Here is a 24882-nt window from a genome sequence, read left to right as displayed (position 1 = left end):
ATGACCACCACTGATGACCAAACCCGAGCCAACGTCCACGGCGAAGCCCTGTTCGTTAAGGATGCCCTGTTCCCGACAGTGCTCGTGGCAAACCGTGGCGAGATCGCCTGCCGGGTAATCCGGACGCTGCGGAGCATGGGCATCCGTTCCGTGGCCGTTTACAGTGATGCCGACGCCGGGGCCCGCCACGTGCGGGAAGCCGACATGGCCGTCCGGATCGGCCCCGCTGCGGCCTCGGAGAGTTACCTCAACATTGATGCCGTAGTCCGGGCCTGCCGGGATACCGGCGCCCAGGCCGTGCATCCCGGTTACGGGTTCCTGAGTGAGAACGCCGACTTTGCCCGCGCCCTGGAGGCTGCAGGGATCACTTTCATCGGTCCCGGCGTCGAGTCCCTGAATATCATGGGCGACAAGATCCGTTCGAAGAACCATGTGGCCGGCTACGGCGTCCCTGTCGTCCCGGGCATTGCCGAACCGGGACTCACCAACCAGGACCTGATCGAAGCCGCTGCAGGGGTGGGCTTCCCGCTGCTGATCAAGCCGTCGGCAGGGGGCGGCGGCAAGGGGATGCACACCGTTGAGCGCCCGGACGAGCTTGCCACTACACTGGCCACGGCCCGGCGGGTGGCTGCCAGCGCTTTTGGCGACGACACCCTGTTCCTGGAACGGCTGGTGCTGAATCCGCGGCACATCGAAGTCCAGGTGCTCGCGGATAATCACGGCAACGTGATCCACCTCGGGGAACGCGAGTGTTCCCTGCAGCGTCGGCACCAGAAAGTCATCGAGGAAGCGCCCTCGCCGCTGCTGGAATCCCTCAGCGATGGCGCGGGGGTCAGGGCCCGGATCGGGGAAGCAGCATGCCAGGCTGCCCGCAGCGTCAACTACAGCGGAGCCGGCACGGTTGAATTTCTGGTTTCCGATGACGCCCCGGACGAGTTCTTCTTTATGGAAATGAACACGAGGCTCCAGGTGGAGCACCCTGTCACCGAGATGGTCACGGGTGTCGACCTGGTGGAATGGCAGGTGCGGATCGCGGCCGGTGAGGTGCTCACCGTGGCGCAGGACGACGTCGTTCTCAACGGTCACGCCGTCGAAGCACGCGTTTACGCTGAAGACCCGCAACGGAATTTTCTGCCGTCCACCGGGACGGTGCTCTTGCTGGACGAGCTTCCGTCGGCTGCATCAGCTCAGGGGAGCGGCAACAGGCTTCGGGTGGATTCGGCGCTGATTCCGGGTCTCGAGATTGGCTCAAACTACGACCCCATGATCTCCAAGGTCATCGCGTGGGGGGACGATCGGAAAGCAGCGTTGGACACCTTGGATACGGCGATGTCTGCCTATACCGCCCTGGGTGTGGCTACCAACGTTGAGTATCTGCGGCTGCTGATCAACGACGACGACGTCCGCGCCGGACGGCTGGACACCACCCTCATCGAACGGAAAATGCCGGACCTCACATTCCGGGAGATCGGGGACGCCGAACTGATCGCCGGGGCACTGTACGTGCAGGCACAGGAGAGGGGGAGCCTGGAGAGCACGGTGACCGACGGCACGGTTCCGGACGGCACAACGCGTGAAAGAACCGCAAGTTCAACAAAGGCGGGCAGTCCCTGGAACACCCGCAGCGGGTGGCGGATGGCCGGGCGTGCTCCATGGGTCGTCAACCTGGGACGGGGAGCGGGCGAGGTTGTCACGGTTCGCCTCGGCGCTGCGGTCGAAGGTTCGGTGGTGGTCCGGGTAGGAAACGGCCCCGAACACGAGGCATCACTGGACGGCTTCGGCGATGGAAAGCTGGAGATGACCCTCGACGGCGAGAGCAGGCAGTACTCCGTTGCCCGGTCCCGGCGCGGGGAGCTGTTTTTGGGACATGACGGTTGGTCCTGCCGGCTCGAGATCCTGAGCCGGGAAGCGCGACTGGCGCGGGTCCTGGCCGCGATCCAGCGGGTGGACGGCGTCGCCGACCCCGAAATCCGCTCGCCTATGCCCGGGACAGTGGTTTCCGTCTCTGTCCAAAACGGTGAAACCGTAACCGCCGGGCAGGTCCTGCTCGCTGTGGAGGCGATGAAAATGGAACATCAGTTGACCGCCAGCACCGCGGGGACAGTGCATATCAGTGTCAACGCGGGCGATCTTGTGAAAGCCGAACAGGTCCTGGCCACCATCCATCCTCCGGTCCCTCAAGTTGCCGGGGACGCCTCGGGCAAGGAATCAACCACACAAGCTGCGATCGCCATGGGCGCCGCAGATACAGAGCAGAGTTAGGACAAGGAAGTCACATCATGGCTGATTTTGAACTCAGTGAGGAATACCAGGACCTCAGCGATACCGTCCGGGAATTTGCGGACGAAGTGGTTGCGCCGGTGTCGGCCAAGCACGATGAAGAGCACAGTTTCCCGTACGAAGTGGTGTCCCAGATGGCCGGGATGGGCCTCTTCGGCCTGCCGTTCCCGGAGGAATACGGCGGCATGGGCGGAGATTACTTTGCCCTTGCGATTGCCCTTGAGCAACTGGGCCGGGTAGACCAGTCCGTCGCCATCACCCTGGAAGCCGGAGTTTCGCTTGGCGCCATGCCTGTCTACCGGTTCGGCACGGACGCGCAGAAGAAGGAATGGCTCCCGGCGCTGGCTTCCGGGACGGCGCTTGCGGGATTCGGCCTGACGGAGCCCGAAGCCGGGTCGGATGCGGGCGGAACCAAGACCACCGCCAGGCTGGTGGACGGCGAATGGGTCATCAACGGGAACAAGGAATTCATCACCAACTCCGGCACGGACATCACCCGACTGGTTACTGTCACCGCCGTCACGGGCAGGCACGAGCGCAAGGATGGGAGTATCAAGAAGGAAATTTCCACCATCCTGGTGCCCACCGGCACGCCGGGATTCAAGGCCGAGAAGGCATACAACAAGGTGGGCTGGAACGCCTCCGACACCCATCCCCTCACGCTCAAGGATGTCCACGTTCCGGAAGAAAACCTGCTGGGAGAACAGGGCAGGGGGTACGCGAACTTCCTGTCCATTCTCGACGAAGGCCGGATTGCCATCGCCGCGCTCGCCACCGGAGCAGCCCAAGGCTGTGTGGACCTCTCGGTCAAATACGCCAAGGAACGCAGCGCTTTTGGCCACCACATCGGCAAGTATCAGGCCATCGCGTTCAAGATCGCCCGCATGCAGGCCCGCGCCCACACTGCACGGCTGGCTTACTACGACGCCGCGGCCAGGATGCTGGCCGGGAAGCCGTTCAAGACCGAAGCCGCCATCGCTAAGATGGTCGCAGGCGAGGCAGCCATGGACAACGCGCGGGATGCCACCCAGGTGTTCGGCGGCTATGGTTTCATCAACGAATTCACCGTGGCACGCCACTACCGCGACTCCAAGATCCTGGAAGTCGGGGAGGGCACCACGGAGGTGCAGCTGATGCTCATCGCCCGCGAACTGGGATTGAAGCCGGCCTGAGAGGATCAACGATGATTGACAAGGTTGTTGCCAGCGCAGAGGAGGCTGTAGCCGATATCCCCGACGGCGCCTCCCTCGCCGTCGGAGGTTTTGGCTTGTGCGGTATCCCGGTGGCGTTGATCGATGCCCTCCATCAGCGAGGCACCCGTAACCTGGAAACGGTCAGCAACAACTGCGGTGTTGATGACTGGGGCCTGGGCATCCTCCTGAAAGACGGCAGGATCCGGCGGACCGTCAGCTCCTATGTCGGCGAGAACAAGGAATTTGCCCGCCAGTACCTTTCCGGCGAGCTGGAGGTGGTGCTCACGCCGCAGGGCACCCTTGCAGAGAAGCTCCGTGCGGGTGGTGCGGGGATTCCTGCCTTCTTCACGAGCGCGGGCGTCGGCACGCAGGTGTCGGAAGGAGGGCTGCCGCAGAAGTACGATGCCGATGGCAGCATAGCCATCGCGTCCAAACCGAAGGAAGTGCGCAACTTCAACGGAGCTGATTACGTCCTGGAGGAGTCCCTCACCCCGGACTTTGGGCTGGTGCACGCTTGGAAGGGGGACCGGCACGGAAACCTCATGTTTCATGCAACGGCAATGAACTTCAATCCACTGTGTGCCATGGCAGGGAAGATCACCATCGCTGAGGTTGAGGAGCTGGTGGAACCGGGCGAACTGGATCCCGAGCATATCCATACCCCTGGCATCTTCGTCCAGCGGGTGGTGCTGGCTCCCGCCGTCGAGAAGCGCATCGAAAAGAAGACCGTTTCAGCAGCAGCGTCGGCATCCGCCAACTCAGACCAGGCAGGAGCATAGCCATGGATCCGAACAGCTCGCAGGCACCCCGTCCGGAAGGCGTCCGTCCCGAATACCGCCGGGCTCCCGCATCCAGGCCTGATGGCAAGGGATGGACGCGCTACGAAATGGCCGCAAGGGTGGCAAAGGAACTCCGCAACGGGCAGTACGTGAACCTCGGCATCGGAATGCCCACCCTGATTCCCAACTACATTCCCGTCGGCATGGAGGTGGTCCTCCACTCCGAAAACGGCATCCTCGGCGTCGGACCCTATCCCGCGGAAGACAAGGTGGACCCCGACCTCATCAACGCCGGCAAGGAAACCGTCACCGTAAATGCAGGGGCTGCATTCTTTGACTCGGCCACCTCCTTTGGAATGATCCGTGGAGGGCACGTGGACGTTGCCGTGCTCGGCGCCATGGAAGTTGCTGCCAACGGCGACCTTGCCAACTGGATGATCCCCGGCAAGATGGTCAAGGGGATGGGCGGCGCCATGGACCTGGTGTTTGGCGCCAAACGAGTGATCGTGATGATGGAGCATGTGGACCGCAACGGACGGCCGAAAATTGTCCAGGAATGCACACTGCCGCTGACAGGCAAGGGGTGCGTGGACAGGATCATCACTGACCTCGCCGTCATTGACGTTACCCCCGACGGACTGGTGCTGCGCGAGCTGGCACCCAACGTGTCCGTTGAGGACGTTGCGGCTGCCACCGGCGTCGAAGTCCTGGAGGAAGACCGGGAACTGACGGTATGACGGATCCTAAGACACCGGAATCGCCGGCGCAGCGGATCATCGAACAGCGCGGGCTGTACTACGACGAGCTGGAAACCGGGGTGCTGTACGCACACCGCCCGGGACGCACCGTGACCGAAACCGACAACGTCCTCTTCACCACCATGACGATGAACACGCAAGCGCTTCATCTGGACGCTGCCTGGAGTGCAGGGCAACCTTTCGGCCAGCGACTGATGAATTCGATGTTCACCCTGGCCACAGTGGTGGGGCAATCGGTACCGCAGCTGACCCAGGGGACCATCATTGCCCAGCTTGGCCTGACAGATGTCTCATTTCCGCACCCCCTGTACCACGGCGACACCCTGTACACGGAGACTGAAATCACCGGAAGGCGCCTTTCGGACTCCCGGCCCGGCCAGGGGATAGTGACCATGAAGCACACCGGCCGGAACCAGGACGGGACGGTGGTGGCAGAGGCCACCCGCAGTTGCCTGATGTGGACACGGGACGCCCATCTGCAGGCTCAGGAAGACCGGCAATCAGAAGAAGGGGGACAATAAATTCATGACGTTTGTGATGGGTCCTGCCCTCCTGTTCTGCCCTGCCGACCGCCCGGAACGCTACCTGAAAGCGGCGGAGAGGGCCGACGCCGTCATCCTTGACCTGGAGGACGCGGTGGCGCCGGCAGACAAAAAACGTGCCCGGGGCGCCATCCTCGCGCAGCTGGGCGCCAAGGGCGATGTGCCGGAACTCGAGCCCACCCGTACCATTGTCCGCCTCAATCCGGCGGGCACCGAGGAGTTCGAGAAGGACCTGCACTGCCTTGCCCATACGCCCTACCGGACCATCATGCTCGCCAAAGCCGAGAGCGCGGCCCAGCTCCGGGCACTTGAGGGGTTCAGCGTCATCGCGCTGTGCGAAACTGCAGCCGGAATCATCAACGCTCCATCCATAGCGGCCGAACCCAACGTGGTGGCCCTGATGTGGGGCGCCGAGGATCTGCTGGCCTCCCTTGGCGGAACCTCGAGCAGGAACGACGACGGCGGCTACCGGGCCGTTGCACTGCACTCCCGTTCAGCTGTGCTTCTTGCGGCCAGGGCCCACGGCAAGGAAGCTGTTGACTCGGTGTACGTGAACATCCCTGACCTCGCTGGCCTGGCTTCAGAAAGCCGTGATGCAGTGGCGTCCGGCTTCAGCTCGAAGGCCTGCATCCATCCCAATCAGGTGGCGGTTGTCCGTGACGCGTACGCACCTTCCGAGTCAGAGGTTGCGGAGGCCAACGAGCTTCTGGAAGCAGCCTCCAGCGCCGGGTCGGGCGTTTTTCAGTTCAAGGGCAAGATGATTGACGGCCCCATCCTCAAGCATGCCGAAGCCACGGTCCGCCGCTCTGGTGCCCGGCCAATCTCAGGCCGCTAAGCGGGCCCGGCCGTTTAAGTCAGCTGCGCCCGCTAAGCCAATCTCCGGATCGGTGCGCCGTCGAGCCAGGCCCTGACATCCTCGAACGCCCCGCCGAGGAAAGCCTGGTAGCTCTCGTGGGTGACGTAGCCAAGATGGGGAGTGAGGACAGTCCTCGGGGCATCGAGGAGCGGGTGCCCAAGCGGCAGGGGCTCCTGATCATAGACGTCGAGCGCGGCTCCGCGGATATGTCCTGCGTGAAGGGCATCGAGGAGGGCCTGCTGGTCCACCAGCGGGCCTCGCGAAGTGTTCACGAGCACGCCTTCAGGTCCGAGGAGACGCAGTTCCCTTTCCCCGACGATTCCCTCGCTCCGTTCGGAGAGGCGCAAGTGGAGGCTCACGACGTCGGACATCCGGAAAAGCTCGTCCTTGCTGACTTTCCGAACACCGGCGGCCGCGGCGGTCTCGTCGGTCAGGTTCTGGCTCCATGCCAGCACGTCCATGCCGAACGCCTTGCCGTAGGCGGCGATTCGGTGACCGATCTTGCCAAGTCCCACGATGCCCAGCGTCTTGCCTGACAGCTCGAAACCCACGGTCCGTTGCCACCGGCCGTTCCGCAGGGAGGTTTCTTCTTCAGTGAGGTTGCGGGTGAAGGCCAGCAACAGGGCCCAGGTCAGTTCCGGAGCGGCAGCGGGGGAGCCGCCCGTGCCGCAAACAACAACGCCGTTCTCTTTGGCGGCCTCAAGATCGATGGCAGCGTTGGCGGCCCCGGTAGTGACCAGCAGTTTCAGGTGGGGCAGTTTTTCGAGGACGCGGCGAGGGAAGGGGGTCCGTTCACGCATGGCCACGATGATTTCGTATTCCGCCAATGCAGCGGCGACTGCGCTGTCAGAGCCAAGGGGCGTGTTGAAAATTGTCACTTCCACCCCGTCGGTGGCCAAGGATTTCCAAGGGGCGAAGTCTTCAGCCACGTTTTGGTAGTCGTCAAGAATGGCCAGGCGGAACCTTGTCATGGAGTCCTTCCCAGCGGCCCGGACGGAGCAGCTGAAGGGGTAGCCGTTGCACGGTTAGTAGATGAATCGATTATGAGGGCAGTCTGCATCTGACAGCAGCAGGCGGCGGGTGGAAGTAATTCCTTTCCATCCGCCGCCTGCTCTCTTGGTGTTCACACCGCCGTCGACGTCGCTACTGCACCCAATCCCGGAGGTGCGCCTAGTGCGCCGGAGCGGCCTTGACGGCCAGGATGGGGCAGTCCGCCTCGAGCAGTATCTGCTGTGAGGTGCTCCCCATAATCAGTTTCCCGACTGGGGTGCGCCTCCGAAGGCCGATGACGACGAGGTCGGCACGGTGCTGTTCCGCGGCCTGAAGTACCTCTGTGGCGGCATCGTTTCCACGCACAGGCTGCTGGATGATGTGCTCGATTCCTTCCTTCTTCAGGCGCTCCTCGATGCTGGCGATGTCCTCCACCTGGGCGTAGCGCTTGTCCACGAGGGCGTCCCCGCGGGAGGAGTTGATGATGACGAGGAGCGATTTGTTTTTTCGCGCCTCGGCGATTGCCGCTTCCAGTGCTGCTGCCCCTTCGGGCGTGGGAACGTAGCCAACGATGATGCTCACGGTTTCTCCTGTGGTCTGTGGTTAGTGCCTTGTGATCTTCTGGCGTGGCGGGGGAGTGGGTGCTGCCTACCCGTCGCCGTCGCCCGCATCGCCGCCGTCGCCGCCATCGCTTCCATCGGAGCGGTGGCTGGCATGGGTGACATTGCCGCGGGTGACGTCTGTCGGTTCGGATCCACGCGTGGCGTTAGCGGACAAGAGGCTGGGGGCCGGATGGTTGCGGCGCCAAAGCTTCATCAGGAACGGGAAAATGAGGATGATCGCAATAATGATGTAAACACCGATTGCAATGGGTTCACTGAACAGTCCGGCAGGATCGCCGGCGCTCAGCTGCAGGGTCTTGCGAAGCTGACCTTCAATACGCGGCCCCAGGATGACGCCGAGGATAAGAGGCAGCACGGGGAGCCCGAAGCGGCGCATCATGAAGCCCAGCGCACCGAGCACCAGCAGAAGCACCAGGTCGAACGCCTGCAGGTTCACCGAGTAAGCGCCCAGCGTGGCGAAGAACAGGATGCCCGCGTACAGGTACGGCCGCGGGAGCTGCAGGATTTTTGCCCACATCGGAGCCAGGGGCAGGTTGATGAGCAGAAGCAGGAAGTTGCCGATGAAGAGGCTCGCGATCAGGGCCCAGACCAGTGGTCCCTCGCTGGCGAACAGCTGTGGTCCCGGCTGGATGCCGAACTGGATGAACGCTGCGAGCATCACGGCCGCCGTAGCATTCGTGGGCAGGCCCAGGGCCAGCAGGGGCGTCATGGTTCCCGCAGCAGCCGCGTTGTTGGCTGCTTCCGGGCCGGCAACACCTTCGATGGCCCCCTTGCCGAATTCCTCGGGATGCTTGCTGAGGCGCTTCTCTGTCACGTAAGACAGGAAGGTGGGGATCTCGGCTCCACCGGCCGGAAGGGCACCGAAGGGGAAGCCGAAGGCCGTTCCGCGGAGCCAGGGCTTCCAGGACCGTTTCCAGTCCTGTTTGCCCATCCAGGGACGTCCTACAGGGATGACCTGCAGCGGAGTGCGTCGCATGTGAGCGGCCACCCACAGCGCCTCACCGACGGCGAAGATGGCCACGGCCACCACCACGATGTCCAGGCCGTCAGCCAGCAATGGTTGGCCAAAGGTAAGCCGGCGCTGGCCTGTGACGGAGTCCATCCCCACCAGGCCGATTGCCAGTCCGAGCCCCAGGGAAGCGAAGCCCCTAAGCCGTGACGATCCCAGGACTGCGGTCACAGCCAGGAGGGCGAGAATCATGATGGCGAAGTAGCTGGGCGAGCCGAGGCTGACGGCAAACTCCACCACGATCGGTGCGCAAACTGCAAGCAGGGCGGTACCAATGGTGCCCGCTACAAAAGAACCAATGGCTGCGGTCGCCAGGGCTTGCGCGGCCCTGCCGGCTTTCGCCATCTTGTTGCCTTCGATGGCGGTGACCACCGAAGACGATTCGCCGGGAGTATTCAGCAGAATCGATGTAGTGGAGCCACCGTACATACCGCCGTAGTAGATGCCGGCGAACATGATGAAGGCGCTGGTGGGTTCCAGGACGTAGGTGACCGGGAGCAGCAAAGCAATGGTCATGGCCGGGCCAAGACCCGGGAGCACGCCCACGGCGGAACCCAGGAGTACGCCAATAACGGCGTAAAGAAGGTTCATGGGGGTCAGGGCCGTAGCGAAGCCGTCCATGAGGGAGGAGAGCACATCCATTAGAGAACCCCCTTCAGGAGACCGGCCGGCAGCGGGATGCCCAGACCGAGATAGAAGCCGTAAAAGGTGAGGATGGACAGGGCCACCGAGATGAGGCCGTCACGGACATAGTGCCGGCTTCCCAATGCCCAGGCGCTTCCCCAGAACAGCACGGTTCCCGAGATCACCCAACCGGCCCAATCAATGAGCAGGATGTTGGCGACGAATGCTCCGAGCAGAGGCAGGACAGTCTTCCAGTCGGCGGGGTGCGTGAGGTCCACATCCTCGCCGCCTTCGGCTTCGCCCTGCCCGCCGCGCAGCACGTTCAGTGCCAGCAGGACAGAACAGATGATCAGCAGGCCGGCCACGATGTACGGCAGGGTCTTCGGTCCCACCGGATCTGACTGGGAATACGGGGTTACCAGGCGAAGGGCGTCCACCAGGACGACGACGCCCGCCGCCCCGAGCAGGAGGGCTACCCCCAGCTCGGAGCGGCCTTTGAGCCTGGAGGTCAGAGATGGTGAGGAGCTCACGCCAAGCCAAGCTTCGTGAGTACGTCAGCCACCCGCTTGTCCTGCTCGCTCAGGAAGGATTCGAACTCATCGCCGGTGATAAAGGCGTCAGTCCAGCTGTTCTTCTTCAGGGCTTCTTTCCAGCCCTCGGTGCCGTGCATCTTTTCGAGGGCGGCAATCAGCTTGGTCTTGTCGTCGTCGGTGATTCCCGGAGGAGCCACGATGCCGCGCCAGTTGGTGAATTCGAGGTCGATGTCGGATTCCTTCAGCGTGGGTGCGTCGACACCTTCGAGACGTTCGGCGCCGCTGGTTGCCAGAACGCGGACCTCACCGGATTTTATCTGCTCGAGGTACTCGCCCGCACCGGAGGCAGCGAAGCCGATTTTGTTGCCCAGGATGGCAGGGAGGAGGTCTCCACCACCGTCATAGGCGACATAGTTCACCTTGGTGGCGTCAATTCCAACTGCTCCGGCCAGCTGCATAGGCAGCAGGTGGTCAGGACCGCCGGGGGAGGAGCCGCCGCCGACGCTGATGGAGCCGGGGTTTGCCTTCCACGCGGTCACGAGGTCACCGATGGTCTTGTAGGGCGAATCCTTGTTGACCATGATGGCGCCGGGCTCTTCGATGAGCTTGGCCAGCGGGGTGGTGTCGGTCAGCTTGGACTCGGACTTGTTGGTGTAGCTCGCGCCCACCACGCCAAGGCCCATGAGCATGGTGAGGTCGCTGTTGCCCTTTTCGTTCACGATGCGGGCCAGGCCCACGGTTCCGCCGGCGCCGGCAAGGTTGAAGACCTCGGTGTTGGTTGCAACCTTCTCGTCGTCGAGAACCTTGGCTGCCACACGGGCTGTGGTGTCGTAACCGCCGCCGGGGGTGTTGGGAACCATGATCTGGAGCCCGGTCACCGGCCCGGCAGCGGCGCCGGGGGTAGACGTATTGGTGGAGCTGCCCCCGGTGGCACCGCAACCGGTGGCCATCAGGGCGATGCCGGCGGCGACGGCGGCAATTCGCAATGCGCGGTTCTGGCGCATGGTGTTCCTCTTCTCGCTAAAATGATCAGCAAAACTGACTGGTGATCCGATGCTAGGCCCCAGAGTGACGCGCATCACTCTTGTGTACGCAGAGAAAGTTAAGTTCATTGCGTTCACGTTTCCGGCGTCCCACCCCCGAAGTGCTGCGATATAGTTCCGGTAGCCAGCGCGGACACGCACCGGAGCAACCAATCGCCTACTGCAGAACCGGCAGACCTGCTGAACCACCAGAGGAAACAACCACAGTGACTCGACGTAGAGGAATGTCCCTCGCTGGTCAGTACCTTGTTCTCCAGTTGCTGATAGTCCTGGCCGTCCTGGTGGCCGTGGTAGCCATTTCGCTCGCGCAGAGCGCCGCCGCCTTTGAACGGATCGAAGGACGTCAGGCTTTGTCCGCTGCCGAGGCCCTGGGCAGTAACCCAACAGTTCGCACGCTGCTGCCAACCGCCGAACCTCGGGAAGGTGCGGCCCTTCCCGCCGTGGCAGAGTCCGTCCGGTCAGTTTCCGGAGCAACCCAGGTTGCGTTGGCCAAGCTTGACCGGACGGTAGTGGCCTCGTCTGATCCAAGCCTGCTGGGCCAGCCCCTGGAACTTGGCGAGAGCCGGGTGATGCTGGGCAGGTCATGGACAGGCGTAGTGGACGAAGCCGGAGCTGTATTCCTTTCCGCCCACGTCCCTGTTCTCGACGACAAGGGCAAGATGATCGGCATTGCGTCAGTCAGCCGTCACTACCCGTCCATGCTGGAGCGGCTGAGCGATGCCGCCCCGAATCTCCTGACCTACCTCGGTGTGGCCAGTGTGCTGGGTGTTGCCGGATCCCTGCTGCTGGCCCGGAGGGTCAAACGGCAGACCCTGGGCATGGAGCCCAGTGAAATCACCGGACTGGTGGAAAACCGTGAGGCAATGCTGCACGGGCTGAAGGAGGGAGTGGTGGCACTCGATCCCAATGAACGGATCACCGTGGCCAATGACAGCGCCCGTGAACTGCTCGGCCTGCCGGCCGACTGCGTGGGCAAGAACCTGGCAACGCTCCCGGTGGATGCCGCATTAAAGGACGTCCTCACCCGCGAGCAGTCAAGCCAGGACCAACTGGTCCTGGTGGGGGAGCGGCTGTTGGTGCTGAACCGGGTGTCCATCCGCTCGCGGGGACGTGACATCGGGTCCGTCACGACGCTCCGCGACAGGACCGAGTTGTCCTCCCTGGAGCGTGAACTGGGGGCCACCCGGACGGCCACCGACACTCTGCGGGCCCAGGCGCACGAATTTGCCAACCAGTTGCACGTCATATCGGGTCTTATCCAGATCGGTGAGTACGATTCGGTGGTGCAGTTTGTCAACGGCGCCACCCTGGACCGGACCAGGCTTAACGATGAGGTCACCAGCCGGATAGAGGATCCGGCATTGGCTGCCCTGCTGATCGCCAAAACCAGCCTTGCAACCGAGCGCGGAGTCACTTTGCAGCTGGACCCGGAATCCTTGCTCGGACGCGTGGACGACACACTGTCACGGGACCTGGTAACCGTCGTCGGAAACCTTGTGGATAACGCTCTCGACGCCGTTACGGGCAGGGCTAACGCGATAGTTAAGGTGTCGGTGGAAGAGGGCGACGACGACGTGACAGTCACCGTCCGTGACTCCGGCCCGGGCGTCTCCCCGGACGCTGTGGAGAATATTTTCCGGCAGGGCTTTACCACCAAGCAGCAGGGCAATGAGGAGGGCCGCGGGTTCGGGCTCGCGCTCTCGCGAGTGGTCTGCCGAAGGCGCGGCGGCGAGCTCTCTGTTGCCAATGATGGAGGAGCAGTGTTCAAAGCGGAACTGAAGCAGCGGAGGCTGGAGCTGTGATCAAAGTCCTGATAGTCGACGACGACTTTATGGTGGCGAAGGTGCATGCCGGGTTCATCCAGCGGACCCCTGGATTCGCCGTCGTTGGCGCTGCCCATACTGGTGCTGACGCCATCCTGAAGACCAAGGAGCTGCAGCCGGACCTGGTTCTTTTGGACATCCATCTGCCTGATGTGAACGGGCTCGACCTTATGCTGCAGCTTCGTAAGGTTGCTCCCAGGCTCGATGTGCTGGTGATCAGTGCGGCGCGGGAGGTGGAAACGGTGCGGCGTGCATTGAGGGGCGGCATTGTCCATTACCTCATCAAGCCGTTCTCCCAAACGGATCTGCAGGAACGGCTGGAGCATTACCGGATCGCCTACCAGGGCCTGGATTCGTCCAAGAACGTCGCAGAGCAATCCGATGTCAACCGCTTGTTCGGGGTAGAGGGCGGTCAGCGGCCTCTGCCGAAGGGATGCAGCCCGGAAACCCTGGAGCGAGTGGAGCAAGTGCTTGGTTCCTCTGACACTGATTTATCTGCCGCCGAAGTCGCTGATCTTCTCGGTACTTCCCGGGTGAGTGCGCGGCGTTACCTGGAGTATCTCAACGACGAAGGCAGGGTGGACGTGCGGCTCAAATACGGCGCGGGCCGTCCGGAGCGCCGGTACGCCCTCAAGCCGGCTGCCTGACGACTTCAAGCGGCCAGCGCGAATGTTTATTGATCCGGTGGCAAGGACAGCGGCGGTATCACTTCCGAAAGGGACGTCCTGATCCAGCGCTGCCTTGTCCCCCGGTACTCCGCACGGGTGGAGAAGCGGTAGAGGCAGCTGCGGACGCGCACCCAACGGGGGCGGGCGCCGTCGAACGGGTCATAGCGCAGCAGCTTCAGAACCTGGTGGTCTGCCTCAAGGAGTTTGCCGAGGAAAGCGTAAAACCACTCCTCATGCACCGTGCGTAATGGCAGGAACCACATAAGCCAGTCCAGCCGCAGATGGTACGGAGCCCATTGCCTCGGCAGCCTGTACACATCTCCGGGCTTGCCCTTGAAGCCGTACTCGCGCCAGTCGCCGTCGTCCGGATCCTCAGTGAGGGTCCCTTCCACCACCATCTCGATCCGCCGCTTTGTCACTGTGCCGAAAGCTCCGTAAGTATTAACGAGTTGCCAGCGGTTGAAGCTGGCGTTCATGAGCTGGCGATGGGCAAAGAGATTCCGTATGGGCCAGTAGCTCAGGACCACGAGCAGGAGGGAAGCAGCCAGAACGACGACGAGCCACCACAGGGGCGTGTCGCTGGCCACTCCCGCGGCGGAGTGCTGTTCCGCGGAGTGCAGGTCCAGCGGAATGGCCGGCAGCAGGGAGTGCAGCACCGAATCACTGATGGCGGAAAAGGCGAGCACGATGGGGATCCAGTTGAGCCAGGCAAAGTTCCCTGTGGCCACCAGCCACAGCTGGGTGAAGATGATGATCCCGGCCGCAATGCTCGCCAACGGCTGGGGAGCGAACAGGAAGAAGGGGACAATCAACTGGGCGAAATGGTTCCCCAGGACTTCCATCTTGTGAAGAGGCTTGGGCAGGAGGTGCGCCTGCCGGCTCACCGGGCCCGGCATGGGTTGGGTCTCGTGGTGGTAGTACAGGGCTGTCAGGTTACGCCACTCACTTCCGCCCCGGATTTTGATCATACCGGCACCGAATTCGAGGCGGAACAGCAGCCAGGCCAGCAGGATGAGGATGGTCTTCGGCGGAGCCGTCTGGTTCGAGCCAAGGAAGGCTACGGTAAAGCCCGCCTCCAGCAGCAGGATCTCCCAACCGAAACTGTAGAACGTCTGGCCCACATTCACGATGGACATGTACAGCAGCCACAGGGCAAGGAAGGCGATCATGGGAAGCCATGGTGGCCCGAGCTGCGGCAGGCCGGCCACTAGCGTTACGGCGATCGCCATCCCCATCAAGCAGACAGCCCTTAAGAGGCGGTCCGAGTATCGCCAGCGGAAGAGCGTTGGCAGGGCCAGGCGTCCATACCGTTCCAGGAATCGGGGAGCGGGGAGCAAGCCATGTTCGCCCAGCAGCGCCGGAAACTGGTTCATGCCGGACAGGAACGCGATGAAGTAGACCGCCGCGATGCCCCGCTGCAGTACTTCCCGGGCAAAGCCGTAGTCCGGCGCGTCGAACCACCCCACCCAGTCCACATCACTAAGCTACGCCGGCTGTGCGCACCGTCAATCCTGCCTTGTAAGCACGGCACTCGGGATGGAGTCCGTTCGCAGTGCGGGATACTTAAGCCATGCAGATTTCGGGCGCCAGCCATTCCATCCCTGGGCAGCCGCGCAGGATTGTCCTCATCGGGTCCACCGGTTCCATCGGAACCCAGGCTCTCGAAGTCGTCGACGGCGCTCCCCACCTTTTCCGGGTGGTCGCCCTCAGCGCGGGGGGCGGAAACCTCGAACTTCTTGCCCGGCAGGCGGTCCATACAGGTGCCCAGGCCGTAGGAATCGCCGCGGGTGACGGTGCGGAACTTCAGCGCCTGATCAAGGAACTGGCCGGCGCAGCGGGCATCGTTGGCTACCAGCCGGAGATCATTACCGGAGCGGATGCTTCCACCCGGATCGCGGAGGTGGAGGCCGACGTCGTCCTCAACGGCATTACAGGCTCCATCGGCCTCGCGCCCACCCTTGCCGCCTTGAAGTCAGGCGCCATTCTTGCCCTGGCGAACAAGGAATCCCTGATCGTGGGCGGCTCCCTCGTGAAGGCTGCTGCGCGGGAAGGACAGATTGTTCCGGTCGATTCCGAGCACTCTGCGATCGCCCAGTGCCTGCGGGCCGGGTCGGCGGCAGAGGTTGACCGTCTCATCCTTACGGCGTCCGGTGGCCCGTTCCGTGGAAAGTCCAGGGAGCAGCTTCACGATGTCTCGCCGCGGGATGCCCTTGCCCATCCCACCTGGGATATGGGGCTTATGGTCACAACCAACTCGGCCAGCCTGGTCAACAAGGGCCTGGAAGTCATTGAGGCGCACCTGTTGTTCGACATTCCGCTGGATCGGATCGACGTCGTGGTCCATCCGCAGTCCGTAGTCCATTCCATGGTCCAGTTCGTTGACGGTTCCGTCATTGCGCAGGCTTCCCCGCCCGACATGCGCCTGCCGATCGCCCTTGGAATGGGATGGCCGGAGCGGGTACCGGGTGCGGCCCGCCCGTGCGATTGGACCAAGGCCACCAGCTGGACCTTTGAACCGCTGGACGTCACCGCCTTCCCGGCTGTCGACCTGGCCAAGGGCGCCGCCAAGCAAGGCAGTACCTTTCCGGCAGTTTTCAACGCCTCCAACGAGGAAGCGGTGGTGGCCTTCCACGCGGGGAGAATCCGGTTCACGGACATTGTGGATACGATCGAAGCCGTCCTCAGCGAACATTCAGGGTCCTCCCTGCTGTCTGTTGAATCCGTGCTGGATGCTGAAAAGTGGGCACGTGCGCGGACCCATGAACGTTTAGCTATGAGCAGTCTCTAGGAAGCAGCAACCAAGCATGAACCCCGTTCTCCTTTTTATCCTCGGTGTCGTTTTCGTTGCCATCGGCATCGCTGTGTCTATTGCGCTTCACGAAGTGGGGCACCTGCTTCCGGCAAAGCTTTTCAAGGTACGCGTCACCAAATACATGATCGGCTTCGGCCCAACCCTCTGGTCCACGCGGAAAGGCGAGACTGAGTATGGATTCAAGGCCATCCCCCTGGGCGGCTATGTGTCGATGATCGGCATGTACCCGCCGAACAAAGAGGACGGGGCGGTGCGTCCCTCCAGTACCGGAATGTTCCAGACCCTTGCCACAGAAGCGCGATCCGTGGCTCACCAGGAAGTGGGCCCAGGCGATGAGGGCCGTCTTTTCTATCAGCTGCCCGTGTGGAAAAAGATCATCATCATGCTGGGTGGGCCTGCTGCCAACCTGCTGATAGGCCTCGTGCTCACGGCCGTGCTGCTCATGGGCTTCGGCATTGCAACTGCCACCACCACTGTTGCCGATGTCTCCAGGTGCCAGGTCAAGGCCGGCGAGACAATCGATCCGGATTCCCCGGATTGCAAGCTCACACCGGCCGCGGCGGCCGGGCTTAAGCCCCTGGACACCGTTACGTCCTTCGATGGCAAAACTGTCGCCAGCTGGGAGCAGCTGACCGGCTGGATTCGCGAATCGGCAGGGAGGGAAGTCAGCATCACGGTGGAACGCGACGGCGCCCCCGTCACCACCACCGTCACGCCGGTTCTTTCCGCCCGCCCAATCATCGGTGAAGACGGCAGGCAAGCACTCGACGCCGAAGGACAGCCGCTCTACCAGGAGGTGGGATTCCTTGGCATCGGGGCTCAGACGGCCCTCGTTCAGCAGCCTGCGTCCTCCGTGCTGCCCATGGCAGGGGAAAACATCCGGCAGGTTGCCGGCGTCGTCCTTAACCTTCCGGCAAGGGTTGCGGGTGTTGCGCAAGCAGCCTTCAGCGAAGAACCACGTGACCCGAACGGTCCCATCAGCGTTGTGGGCGTGGGCAGGGTTGCCGGTGAGGTAGCCGCCATGGAGCAGGTACCCGTTCAATCGAGGCTGGCGGTTTTAGTGGGGCTTCTGGCAGGCCTGAACTTCGCGCTCGCGGTGTTCAACCTGATTCCGCTGCTTCCACTGGATGGCGGGCACGTGGCAGGCGCCTTGTATGAGGGTGCGCGAAGGAGGGTGGCCAAGCTCTTCGGCAAACCGGATCCTGGCGCCTTTGACATCGCCAAACTCCTGCCCGTGACATACGTCGTGGCGGTCCTGCTCATGGGGATGGGAGCGTTGTTGATTTACGCCGACATCGTTAAGCCCATCAGCATCTTCTGACCTCCACATCAGCTGGAATGGGCTGTTTCTGATATCTCAGCCATAAACGATTGATCTTTGATTATCAGCCGTTTATGGTTGAGGTATGTTCATCTTGACTATCGACCAACGGGGCAGCACCGGAGATATTGACCGCGTGCCATCCCTGCTGCAGGATGTGGCCCCCCTGACCACATCCGGAACGTTCGAGCGCTCGGTGGGTGATGAAATCCAGGGTGCTGTGCAGGATCCTGGCGAAGTCGTGGCCATTGCGCTCCATGCTTTGAGGCAGGGGCACTGGTATGTCGGCATCGGCGTGGGCCCAGTGGATACACCGCTGCCCCAAAGCCCGCGGGAAGGATCAGGTCCAGCCTTCGTAGCAGCCCGGCATGCTGTGGAGAGGGCTAAGGCAGCCGCCGGCCACGTCCCGCTGGCGGTCTTGCCGGGGATGGCACTCCGCTCGGATGCCGACGGCGGGCGCGTTGATTCCCGCTCCGTTGACGCCCGCAGGGCGCATGCAGCTTCTGCCTGCGCCAACGCCGAGGCGGTTTTGCGCCTCATCGGGCGGCTGATCCAGGAACGCAGTGAGGCCCAATGGAAAGTCGTCGACACCCTCACAACCGTCCAGCAAAACCGCGAGGCAAGGCATGGCAGCCAGAAAGTCGTTGCCCGCGAATTGGGAATCACAGAGCAGTCGGTGAGCCGTGCAGTGCTGAGGTCCGGATGGCAGGAAGAATGGGCGGCGAGGCCTGCCGCTGAAATGCTGCTGGCACTTGCACACGGGATTATTACCCCTGAAGGGACGGGAGGAGACGCATGGACGTACTCTGGGTAACGCTGGCCATGGTCCTGGCGGGATTTGCCGGCTGGCCGGTTACCGCGCTGGTTTTCCGCCTCGCACGGACGATTGATGACAAGGCGGATGCTGATACCCGCACGGCCAGGAACGCTGCCAGGCCGGACGACGGCGACGATCCCTCGGCCGACGTCACCGTTGACGGCGAAATTACAGTTCCGGCAGGACCTTCCAAAGCGGAGGATGCAGTTCCTGCGTCTGATCAGCCAGGGACTGATCAGCCAGGAGGGCCCGTTCAGGGAAAGGCTGACGCCGGAGCCGCTGCCACCTCCACGCGGATCCTTCGGGGCGGTGCGATCATCGGAATTCTGGAGCGGCTTGCTGTCTGCCTGGCCATCCTGGGAGGACAGCCGGTAGCCATCGCCTATGTCGTTGCCATCAAGGGCCTGGGACGTTTTGCCGAGCTGAAAGAGACTCCGGTTGCCGCCGAGCGCTTCATCATTGGAACCCTTACGTCCATGTTCTGGGCGGCCGGCATTGCCGCTTTGGCCAAGGTCTTGTTTCTGGGCTGACCTTCGGCCGGATGGGTACTCTGGCTGGCAGGGAGATAGTGTAGCCCTATGACTGTTTTTGCTGTTGAGTACGTATACGACGCCGAGTCCGGGCAGGTCCGTGACGCCCACCGGCCCGCCCACCGTGAATGGCTGACCGCACTTGCCGGGGAAGGCGTGCTACTCACCAGCGGACCCTACTCTGACGGCGCGGGAGCCCTGTTGATTTTCAAAGCCTCAGACGACGCCGCCTTGAGCGATCTCCTCCAACAGGACCCCTTCGCTTCTGCCCAGGTAATTTCGGCCATCCGCATCACCGAATGGAACCCGATTATCGGCCTGCTCGCAGAGCACGCAGCCTAGTCCGGTCCGGACCACAACCCACACATCTTCAAACAAGGAGTCCACGTGACCTCGGTCAGCCTGGGAATGCCGTCAGCACCACCGCCTGTTCTTGCCCCGCGCAGGAAGACCCGCCAGATCAAAGTAGGCTCGGTCGGCGTTGGCTCCGATTCGCCCATCAGCGTGCAGTCCATGACCACCACGCCCACGACGGACATCAACGCCACGCTTCAGCAGATTGCGGAGCTGACTGCGTCGGGTTGCGACATCGTACGCGTTGCCTGCCCATCCGCCGACGACGCGGAAGCCCTACCCATCATCGCCAGGAAATCCCAGATCCCCGTCATTGCGGACATCCACTTCCAGCCCAAGTATGTCTTCGCGGCCATCGAAGCCGGTTGTGCTGCGGTTCGGGTAAACCCGGGAAATATCCGGAAGTTCGATGACCAGATCAAGGAAATCGCCAGGGCGGCCAAGGATCATGGGACATCCATCCGAATCGGCGTCAACGCCGGGTCATTGGAGCCGGGAATCCTCAAAAAGTACGGCAAAGCAACTCCCGAAGCCCTCGTGGAATCGGCAGTCTGGGAAGCATCACTGTTCGAGGAGCATGGCTTCCATGACTTCAAGATCTCCGTGAAGCACAATGACCCCGTGATCATGGTGGCCGCCTACGAGATGCTCGCCGAGAAGGGCGACTGGCCTCTTCACCTTGGCGTGACCGAGGCCGGACCGGCCTTCCAGGGCACTATCAAGTCGGCCACAGCCTTCGGGGCGCTCCTGTCCAAGGGGATCGGCGACACCATCCGCGTTTCCCTCTCCGCTCCGCCGGTGGAAGAAATCAAGGTGGGTAACCAGATCCTGCAGTCCCTGAACCTCAGGCCACGCAAACTCGAGATCGTTTCCTGCCCGTCCTGCGGCCGCGCCCAGGTTGATGTCTATACACTGGCTGAACAGGTTACGGCAGGACTCGAGGGCATGGAGATTCCTCTCCGGGTTGCTGTCATGGGCTGTGTGGTCAATGGGCCGGGTGAAGCACGCGAAGCGGACCTCGGTGTAGCCTCGGGCAACGGCAAGGGCCAGATTTTCGTCAAGGGGGAAGTCATCAAGACTGTTCCTGAGAGCGAAATTGTTGAGACACTGATCGAAGAGGCCATGCGTATCGCTGAAGAGATGGGGGAGGCCGATGGCGAAGATGCTGTCAAGGGTAGCCCCGTGGTTAGCGTCTCGTAAGGACGGATACCCCGCCGGTACTTCCGTGCGGGTACTGGGCGCCGCCGACACCAACCAGCTTCAGGAACTCGCCCGGCAGGACGTCGTGGCAAACGTGTTTATCCTTGCCCACCTGGAGAGCACAGGAACGGCGGCTCCCACCTCCGGCGGAGCCAACGTTTTGGGAGTGTTCGACGGCGATGAGCTGATGGGAGCGTGCTGGGCAGGCGCCAACCTGGTGCCCATCCAGCTGGACCCCGATCTGGCGGGCAGCGTCGCTGCCGCAGCCTATGGATCGGGCCGCCGCTACGCCTCCATCTTTGGTCCTGCCGAAACAGTGCTCGCCATGTACGAACGGCTCGAGGACCTTGGTCAGCTGGCCCATGATGTCAGGGCCGTGCAGCCCTTGCTGACCCTGACGGGCCCGCCCACGGTGCAACCGGATGCCCATCTGGGCTTCAGCCGGTTCGACGACTTTGACCGAATCCTGCCGGCCTGTGCTGCGATGTTCGAAGAAGAAGTGGGGTACTCCCCGTTCCTGGGGGGACGGGAGTTCTACAGCCGGAGGGTTGAAGGACTGATCCGGCAGGGGCACTCTCTGGTCCACCTTAATTCCGACGGTGAAGTGGTGTTCAAAGCGGAGCTGGGAGCGGTGACTCCGGAAGTGACCCAGGTGCAGGGCGTTTGGATGAATCCCTCGTACCGCGGCAGGGGGCTGAGCGCCGCCTATATGGCCGCCGTCGTAACCCACGCACAGCAGCTCGCACCGGTCACGAGCCTCTATGTAAATGATTACAACAGCAGGGCCAGGGCCACCTACGAACGGGTGGGTTTCCATCAGGTGGGTACGTTCGCTACAGTGCTCTTCTAGCTGTCCATCGCGGCCAGCATTTTGGTCTTAATGGGGGATAAATGAATACGTTTGGTTTCCGTGCGCTTGGTGCGTCTGCGGTGCTGGTTGTTGGTCTCGCTGGCTGCGGCGCTCCCGCCGCGGAAAAACCCGCAAAAAGCAACGAGGGCGCATCCGCAGCGCCCGTTGAGTCCGTGACTCCCACTCCGACCCCCACCCCTGAGGCCAAGTCCTACACCAGTGACGAGCTCACGGCTTTGGTTGGCCAGTTGAAAGACTCAAAGGGTGTCAAGCTCTCGGTAATGTCCATGGCTGATCTGTCGGAAAGCGTTGAGCAAACCAAGGCACTGATGTCCTCGATAGCGGTGGAACCTGCCGAATGCAAGGAAATGGCTTTGGCAGGTGCAGCCACCTCCTTCGATGATGTCACTGCCGCAACGGGATCCAGCGTGGACGCAACGTCCGGGGCCACCACAATGGTGTCGATGATGTCGAGCCTTGACCCCGCCATCCTTGAGGGAAGGGTTGCCAAAGCCGGGGAAGTGTCCAATTGCTCCAACATGTCATTCACAGTCGGTGCTATGACGGCTGAAGCCACAGTTGCCGTGATCGATGGAGTTGGCTCAGTTCCCGGAACGATAGCCAAGGAAACCCATACGAGCATGTCCACCGGCCAGAAGCAGGACATGATCATGGCCCAGGCCGTTACCGGCGGCGTTCTTATTACCGTCATGTCTTCGGGCGGAACCACGCGGGAAGAGGCGGTCTCAAGGGCGGGAGCCATGATGGACCAGGCTGCTGCCCTCCTGAAGTAACGCTTTGTTTGACCGCCCGGCGTCCAGTTCACCCGTCAGGTAGTGCTGGACGTTGGGCGCAATGAGCCTGATGACCTCTTCTTCCGTGGCTGATGCCAGGGGTTCCAGCCGGATCACGTAGCGCGTCAGCATCAGGCCCACCATTTGTGAGGCCACCAGATTGCCGCGCAACCGCACTTCTTCGGTGGTGCCAGGGACTCCTGCCATGATCCTGGACAGAATCGTCCTCGTGACCAGCTCCCTCATCATGGCTGTCTTAGCTTTGGATCCGATGGTTCCACGAAGGAATGCCACCAGGCTGTGCTGGGCAGGGCTCTCCCACAGCCGGAGCACGGCCCCCACGATGGCCTCCGCCCGATGCTCAGGATCGAGGCCGTCCACTCCGGCCAGAACCTGGGCCGGGTCCGCCGGCAGCTCCACGCTCAGCGCAAATAGTTCATCTTTGCCATTGAAGAAATGGTGAACCATGGCGGGATCAACCTCAGCCTCGCGGGCGATCTGCCGCAGGCTGGTGCCATCAAAACCATGCTCGGCAAAAAGCTTTCGTGCAGCTGCCAGAATCTGGTCTTTGGATGCGATGCTGCCCTTTCGCCGGCCCCTCCGGACCAAGGGAAGGCCCTCACTCATGGTGTTTGCCGGCGAAGTGTCAGCGAGGCGAGGACCAGCACTCCGAGCACAATCGTGCCCATCACGCTGACGTCCTGCCACATCAGATCGGTTGCCTCGACGTTCTCCGCGACTTCCCGCAACGCGTCGACGGAGAAGGTCAGCGGCAGGACGTTGGAGATGGCCTCCAGGACCTCGTTCATCCTGTCCCGGGCCACAAAGAGCCCGCACAACAGGATCTGCGGCACCACCACAACCGGCATGAACTGGACCGCCTGAAACTCCGTCCGAGCAAAGGCTGAGCAGAACAATCCAAGCGCAACCCCGAGGACAGCGTTGATGACCGCGATCATCACCACCCAGAGAGGACTGCCCTGGATATCGAGATTAAAAATCCAGTACGCCACCGCAGTGGCGACCAGGGACTGGAGCGCAGCCATGATCGAGAAGGCCAGGCCGTAGCCAAACAGAAGGTCCGCCTTGTGGATCGGTGTGGTGAGGAGGCGTTCCAGCGTGCCAGTCGTCCGCTCCCTGAGCATGGTGATGGAGGTAACCAGGAACATCACCACGAACGGGAAGATGGCAAGCATCATGAGCCCTACCCTGTCGAACGTCCTTGGTACGCCCGGCGGGAGGGTTTCGTTTTCATAGAGGAAGTACACAGCGGTCAGGAGCAGTGCAGGGACTACCAGGATGAGTGCGATGCTGCGGCGGTCGTGCCGTAACTGGTCAAGGACCCGCCCTGTCGTCGCCAGCATCATCTGTGGATTCATCACGCCACCGTCGCTTCCGACTGCTGGATCACGTGGAGGAAGGCCTGTTCCAGGTCCGCGCTTCTGCCTTGGCGGCTTAGTTCATCCGGAGTGAGCCAGGCCAGAAGCCCGCCGTCGCGCAGCAGGAGCAGGGATGAGCAGTGGCTGGCTTCCTCCATGACGTGGCTGGAGATCAGGAGGGTAGTGCCTGCATCAGCCATACTGCGGAACCGTTGCCAGAGATCTGCGCGCAAAACGGGATCCAGACCCACCGTAGGTTCATCCAGCACCAGGAGTTTGGGCTCCGAAACCAAAGCGCATGCCAAGGATGCCCTGCTGAGCTCTCCGCCGGAAAGGTCAGCCGCCTTCTGGTGCGCCAAGGCACCGAGGTCGACGGCGTCAATCGCCTTCCGGGCATCCTCGCGCTTCCTGCTGTGCATGGCTCCGAAATACCGCACGTTCGCTTCTACGCTCAGATCCATGTAGATGCTGGGCGCCTGCGTGACGTATCCGACGTCGTGCCTGAGGCTTGGATGGCCCGCCGGCCGGCCCAGAACGCGTACTGAACCTGAGGTGATTCGTTGTACGCCCACAATGGCCCGCATGAGCGTCGTCTTACCGCTTCCCGAGGGCCCCAGAAGGCCTGTGATTTGACCCGCCGGAATTGAAAAGTTGATGCTCCGGAGGATGTCCCTTCCGTGACGGGTGACGTTGAGCTTTTCGACTTCCACGCCCCGTTCAGTGTCAGCTGAAGGGGGCTGGGCTGCTGCTGTGTGGGACATCTTTTTCCTCCCCGAAGTACTTCTGCCAGGGGAAATAATTCATCACCTGATGAATAAAACGTAGACCCGGCAGCCGCCGTCGTCAACAGTCATTTGCGTTAAGAACTCTTGAAATGGTGGCCGGGATCACATAAGTTTCTACGTAGCCGCGCTGATGGGGCGCGTCGGTCTCTCAGGAAGGAATTCCCAAAATGGCACTTTGCGTTGACCTTGCCACGTCAGTGGATAGGAAGTTAGGGGACACGTCCTAAGGCAACAGCCAGCATTCGGACTGGCTGCCAGGCTGGAGAACGGATGCAGTACCAAGCAGGAACACGCACAGAATTACTTGGTCTTTCAGGCC

General features: G+C 62.3%; 25 protein-coding genes. 16 read left to right on the top strand and 9 right to left on the bottom strand.

Annotated features, from left to right (window positions below; translation table 11 throughout):
- Genes MU551_RS11185 through MU551_RS11160 form a run of 6 tightly spaced genes read left to right on the top strand, consistent with a single transcriptional unit; the run spans nucleotide 1 to nucleotide 6387 of the window.
- Complete coding sequence (locus tag MU551_RS11185) at nucleotides 1–2262, top strand: ATP-binding protein (RefSeq protein ID WP_247044131.1); 2262 nt, start codon at nucleotides 1–3, stop codon at nucleotides 2260–2262.
- 17 nt (nucleotides 2263–2279) lie between these two features.
- The gene (locus MU551_RS11180; RefSeq protein ID WP_247044129.1) at nucleotides 2280–3452 is read left to right on the top strand and encodes an acyl-CoA dehydrogenase family protein; all 1173 of its coding nucleotides are present in this window, start codon (nucleotides 2280–2282) and stop codon (nucleotides 3450–3452) included.
- Between the two features lie 11 nt (nucleotides 3453–3463).
- Complete coding sequence (locus tag MU551_RS11175; protein WP_247044125.1) at nucleotides 3464–4252, top strand: CoA transferase subunit A; 789 nt, start codon at nucleotides 3464–3466, stop codon at nucleotides 4250–4252.
- Between the two features lie 2 nt (nucleotides 4253–4254).
- Nucleotides 4255–4989, top strand: coding sequence for a CoA transferase subunit B (locus MU551_RS11170; RefSeq protein ID WP_281507092.1), 735 nt, complete (start codon nucleotides 4255–4257; stop codon nucleotides 4987–4989).
- Nucleotides 4986–5531 carry a MaoC family dehydratase gene (locus MU551_RS11165; RefSeq protein ID WP_247044121.1) on the top strand — a complete coding sequence of 182 codons (546 nt, stop codon included), beginning with the start codon at nucleotides 4986–4988 and terminating at the stop codon, nucleotides 5529–5531. Before MU551_RS11170 ends, MU551_RS11165 begins: the two co-directional genes overlap by 4 nt.
- A 4-nt stretch (nucleotides 5532–5535) precedes the next feature.
- Entirely contained in the window at nucleotides 5536–6387 is an 852-nt protein-coding gene (locus MU551_RS11160; RefSeq protein ID WP_247044120.1) for an HpcH/HpaI aldolase/citrate lyase family protein, read from the top strand.
- Nucleotides 6388–6419: 32 nt separating this feature from the next.
- On the opposite strand, the gene MU551_RS11155 is transcribed toward MU551_RS11160, so the two are convergent.
- The 5 genes from MU551_RS11155 to MU551_RS11135 form a co-directional block, all read right to left on the bottom strand.
- A complete protein-coding gene (locus MU551_RS11155; protein WP_247044119.1) occupies nucleotides 6420–7379 on the bottom strand; it encodes a D-2-hydroxyacid dehydrogenase family protein in 960 nt (319 codons plus the stop codon).
- A 199-nt stretch (nucleotides 7380–7578) separates the two neighbouring features.
- Nucleotides 7579–7980, bottom strand: a complete 402-nt coding sequence (locus MU551_RS11150) for a universal stress protein (RefSeq protein WP_247044118.1) — start codon at nucleotides 7978–7980, stop codon at nucleotides 7579–7581.
- Between the two features lie 66 nt (nucleotides 7981–8046).
- Nucleotides 8047–9672, bottom strand: coding sequence for a tripartite tricarboxylate transporter permease (locus tag MU551_RS11145; protein WP_247044115.1), 1626 nt, complete (start codon nucleotides 9670–9672; stop codon nucleotides 8047–8049).
- The gene (locus tag MU551_RS11140) at nucleotides 9672–10184 is read right to left on the bottom strand and encodes a tripartite tricarboxylate transporter TctB family protein (RefSeq protein WP_247044114.1); all 513 of its coding nucleotides are present in this window, start codon (nucleotides 10182–10184) and stop codon (nucleotides 9672–9674) included. Before MU551_RS11140 ends, MU551_RS11145 begins: the two co-directional genes overlap by 1 nt.
- Entirely contained in the window at nucleotides 10181–11191 is a 1011-nt protein-coding gene (locus MU551_RS11135) for a Bug family tripartite tricarboxylate transporter substrate binding protein (RefSeq protein WP_247044112.1), read from the bottom strand. The genes MU551_RS11140 and MU551_RS11135 overlap by 4 nt, the downstream gene beginning before the upstream one ends.
- Nucleotides 11192–11454: 263 nt before the next feature.
- On the opposite strand from MU551_RS11135, the gene MU551_RS11130 reads away from it, so the two are divergent.
- Complete coding sequence (locus MU551_RS11130; protein ID WP_247044456.1) at nucleotides 11455–13032, top strand: sensor histidine kinase; 1578 nt, start codon at nucleotides 11455–11457, stop codon at nucleotides 13030–13032.
- On the top strand, nucleotides 13029–13700 hold the full coding sequence (locus MU551_RS11125; RefSeq protein ID WP_247044110.1) for a response regulator: 672 nt from the start codon (nucleotides 13029–13031) through the stop codon (nucleotides 13698–13700). Before MU551_RS11130 ends, MU551_RS11125 begins: the two co-directional genes overlap by 4 nt.
- A gap of 26 nt (nucleotides 13701–13726) precedes the next feature.
- Here MU551_RS11125 and MU551_RS11120 read toward each other — a convergent pair whose 3' ends face one another.
- Nucleotides 13727–15196, bottom strand: a complete 1470-nt coding sequence (locus tag MU551_RS11120; protein WP_247044108.1) for a lipase maturation factor family protein — start codon at nucleotides 15194–15196, stop codon at nucleotides 13727–13729.
- Nucleotides 15197–15291: 95 nt separating this feature from the next.
- Here MU551_RS11120 and dxr point away from each other — a divergent pair, with 95 nt between their 5' ends.
- From dxr to MU551_RS11080, 8 genes are all read left to right on the top strand, one after another.
- Nucleotides 15292–16509 carry a 1-deoxy-D-xylulose-5-phosphate reductoisomerase gene (dxr, locus tag MU551_RS11115; protein ID WP_247044106.1) on the top strand — a complete coding sequence of 406 codons (1218 nt, stop codon included), beginning with the start codon at nucleotides 15292–15294 and terminating at the stop codon, nucleotides 16507–16509.
- A 16-nt stretch (nucleotides 16510–16525) separates the two neighbouring features.
- Nucleotides 16526–17854: a M50 family metallopeptidase gene (locus MU551_RS11110; protein WP_247044104.1), complete on the top strand. Its 1329-nt coding sequence runs from the start codon at nucleotides 16526–16528 to the stop codon at nucleotides 17852–17854.
- Between the two features lie 85 nt (nucleotides 17855–17939).
- Nucleotides 17940–18668: a MarR family transcriptional regulator gene (locus tag MU551_RS11105; RefSeq protein WP_247044103.1), complete on the top strand. Its 729-nt coding sequence runs from the start codon at nucleotides 17940–17942 to the stop codon at nucleotides 18666–18668.
- On the top strand, nucleotides 18650–19201 hold the full coding sequence (locus MU551_RS11100; protein ID WP_247044102.1) for a hypothetical protein: 552 nt from the start codon (nucleotides 18650–18652) through the stop codon (nucleotides 19199–19201). The genes MU551_RS11105 and MU551_RS11100 overlap by 19 nt, the downstream gene beginning before the upstream one ends.
- A gap of 48 nt (nucleotides 19202–19249) precedes the next feature.
- Complete coding sequence (locus tag MU551_RS11095; protein ID WP_247044101.1) at nucleotides 19250–19543, top strand: YciI family protein; 294 nt, start codon at nucleotides 19250–19252, stop codon at nucleotides 19541–19543.
- A 45-nt stretch (nucleotides 19544–19588) separates the two neighbouring features.
- Nucleotides 19589–20755 carry a flavodoxin-dependent (E)-4-hydroxy-3-methylbut-2-enyl-diphosphate synthase gene (ispG, locus tag MU551_RS11090; protein ID WP_247044100.1) on the top strand — a complete coding sequence of 389 codons (1167 nt, stop codon included), beginning with the start codon at nucleotides 19589–19591 and terminating at the stop codon, nucleotides 20753–20755.
- On the top strand, nucleotides 20718–21605 hold the full coding sequence (locus tag MU551_RS11085; protein WP_247044454.1) for a GNAT family N-acetyltransferase: 888 nt from the start codon (nucleotides 20718–20720) through the stop codon (nucleotides 21603–21605). The genes ispG and MU551_RS11085 overlap by 38 nt, the downstream gene beginning before the upstream one ends.
- A gap of 41 nt (nucleotides 21606–21646) precedes the next feature.
- Nucleotides 21647–22399, top strand: coding sequence for a hypothetical protein (locus MU551_RS11080; protein WP_247044099.1), 753 nt, complete (start codon nucleotides 21647–21649; stop codon nucleotides 22397–22399).
- Here MU551_RS11080 and MU551_RS11075 read toward each other — a convergent pair.
- Genes MU551_RS11075 through MU551_RS11065 form a run of 3 tightly spaced genes read right to left on the bottom strand, consistent with a single transcriptional unit; the run spans nucleotide 22352 to nucleotide 24539 of the window.
- Nucleotides 22352–23026 (bottom strand): TetR/AcrR family transcriptional regulator, encoded by a 675-nt coding sequence (locus MU551_RS11075; protein ID WP_247044097.1) that lies wholly within the window; start codon nucleotides 23024–23026, stop codon nucleotides 22352–22354. The genes MU551_RS11080 and MU551_RS11075 overlap by 48 nt on opposite strands.
- The gene (locus MU551_RS11070) at nucleotides 23023–23766 is read right to left on the bottom strand and encodes an ABC transporter permease (RefSeq protein WP_247044451.1); all 744 of its coding nucleotides are present in this window, start codon (nucleotides 23764–23766) and stop codon (nucleotides 23023–23025) included. The genes MU551_RS11075 and MU551_RS11070 overlap by 4 nt, the downstream gene beginning before the upstream one ends.
- Before the next feature lie 11 nt (nucleotides 23767–23777).
- Complete coding sequence (locus MU551_RS11065; RefSeq protein WP_247044095.1) at nucleotides 23778–24539, bottom strand: ABC transporter ATP-binding protein; 762 nt, start codon at nucleotides 24537–24539, stop codon at nucleotides 23778–23780.
- Nucleotides 24540–24882 lie beyond the last annotated feature (343 nt).

Origin of the sequence: Arthrobacter rhizosphaerae, from assembly GCF_023062595.1 — a bacterium.
In the GTDB taxonomy this organism is placed as follows: Bacteria; Actinomycetota; Actinomycetes; order Actinomycetales; family Micrococcaceae; genus Arthrobacter; species Arthrobacter rhizosphaerae.
This window is presented reverse-complemented; position numbering and strand designations above follow the sequence as displayed.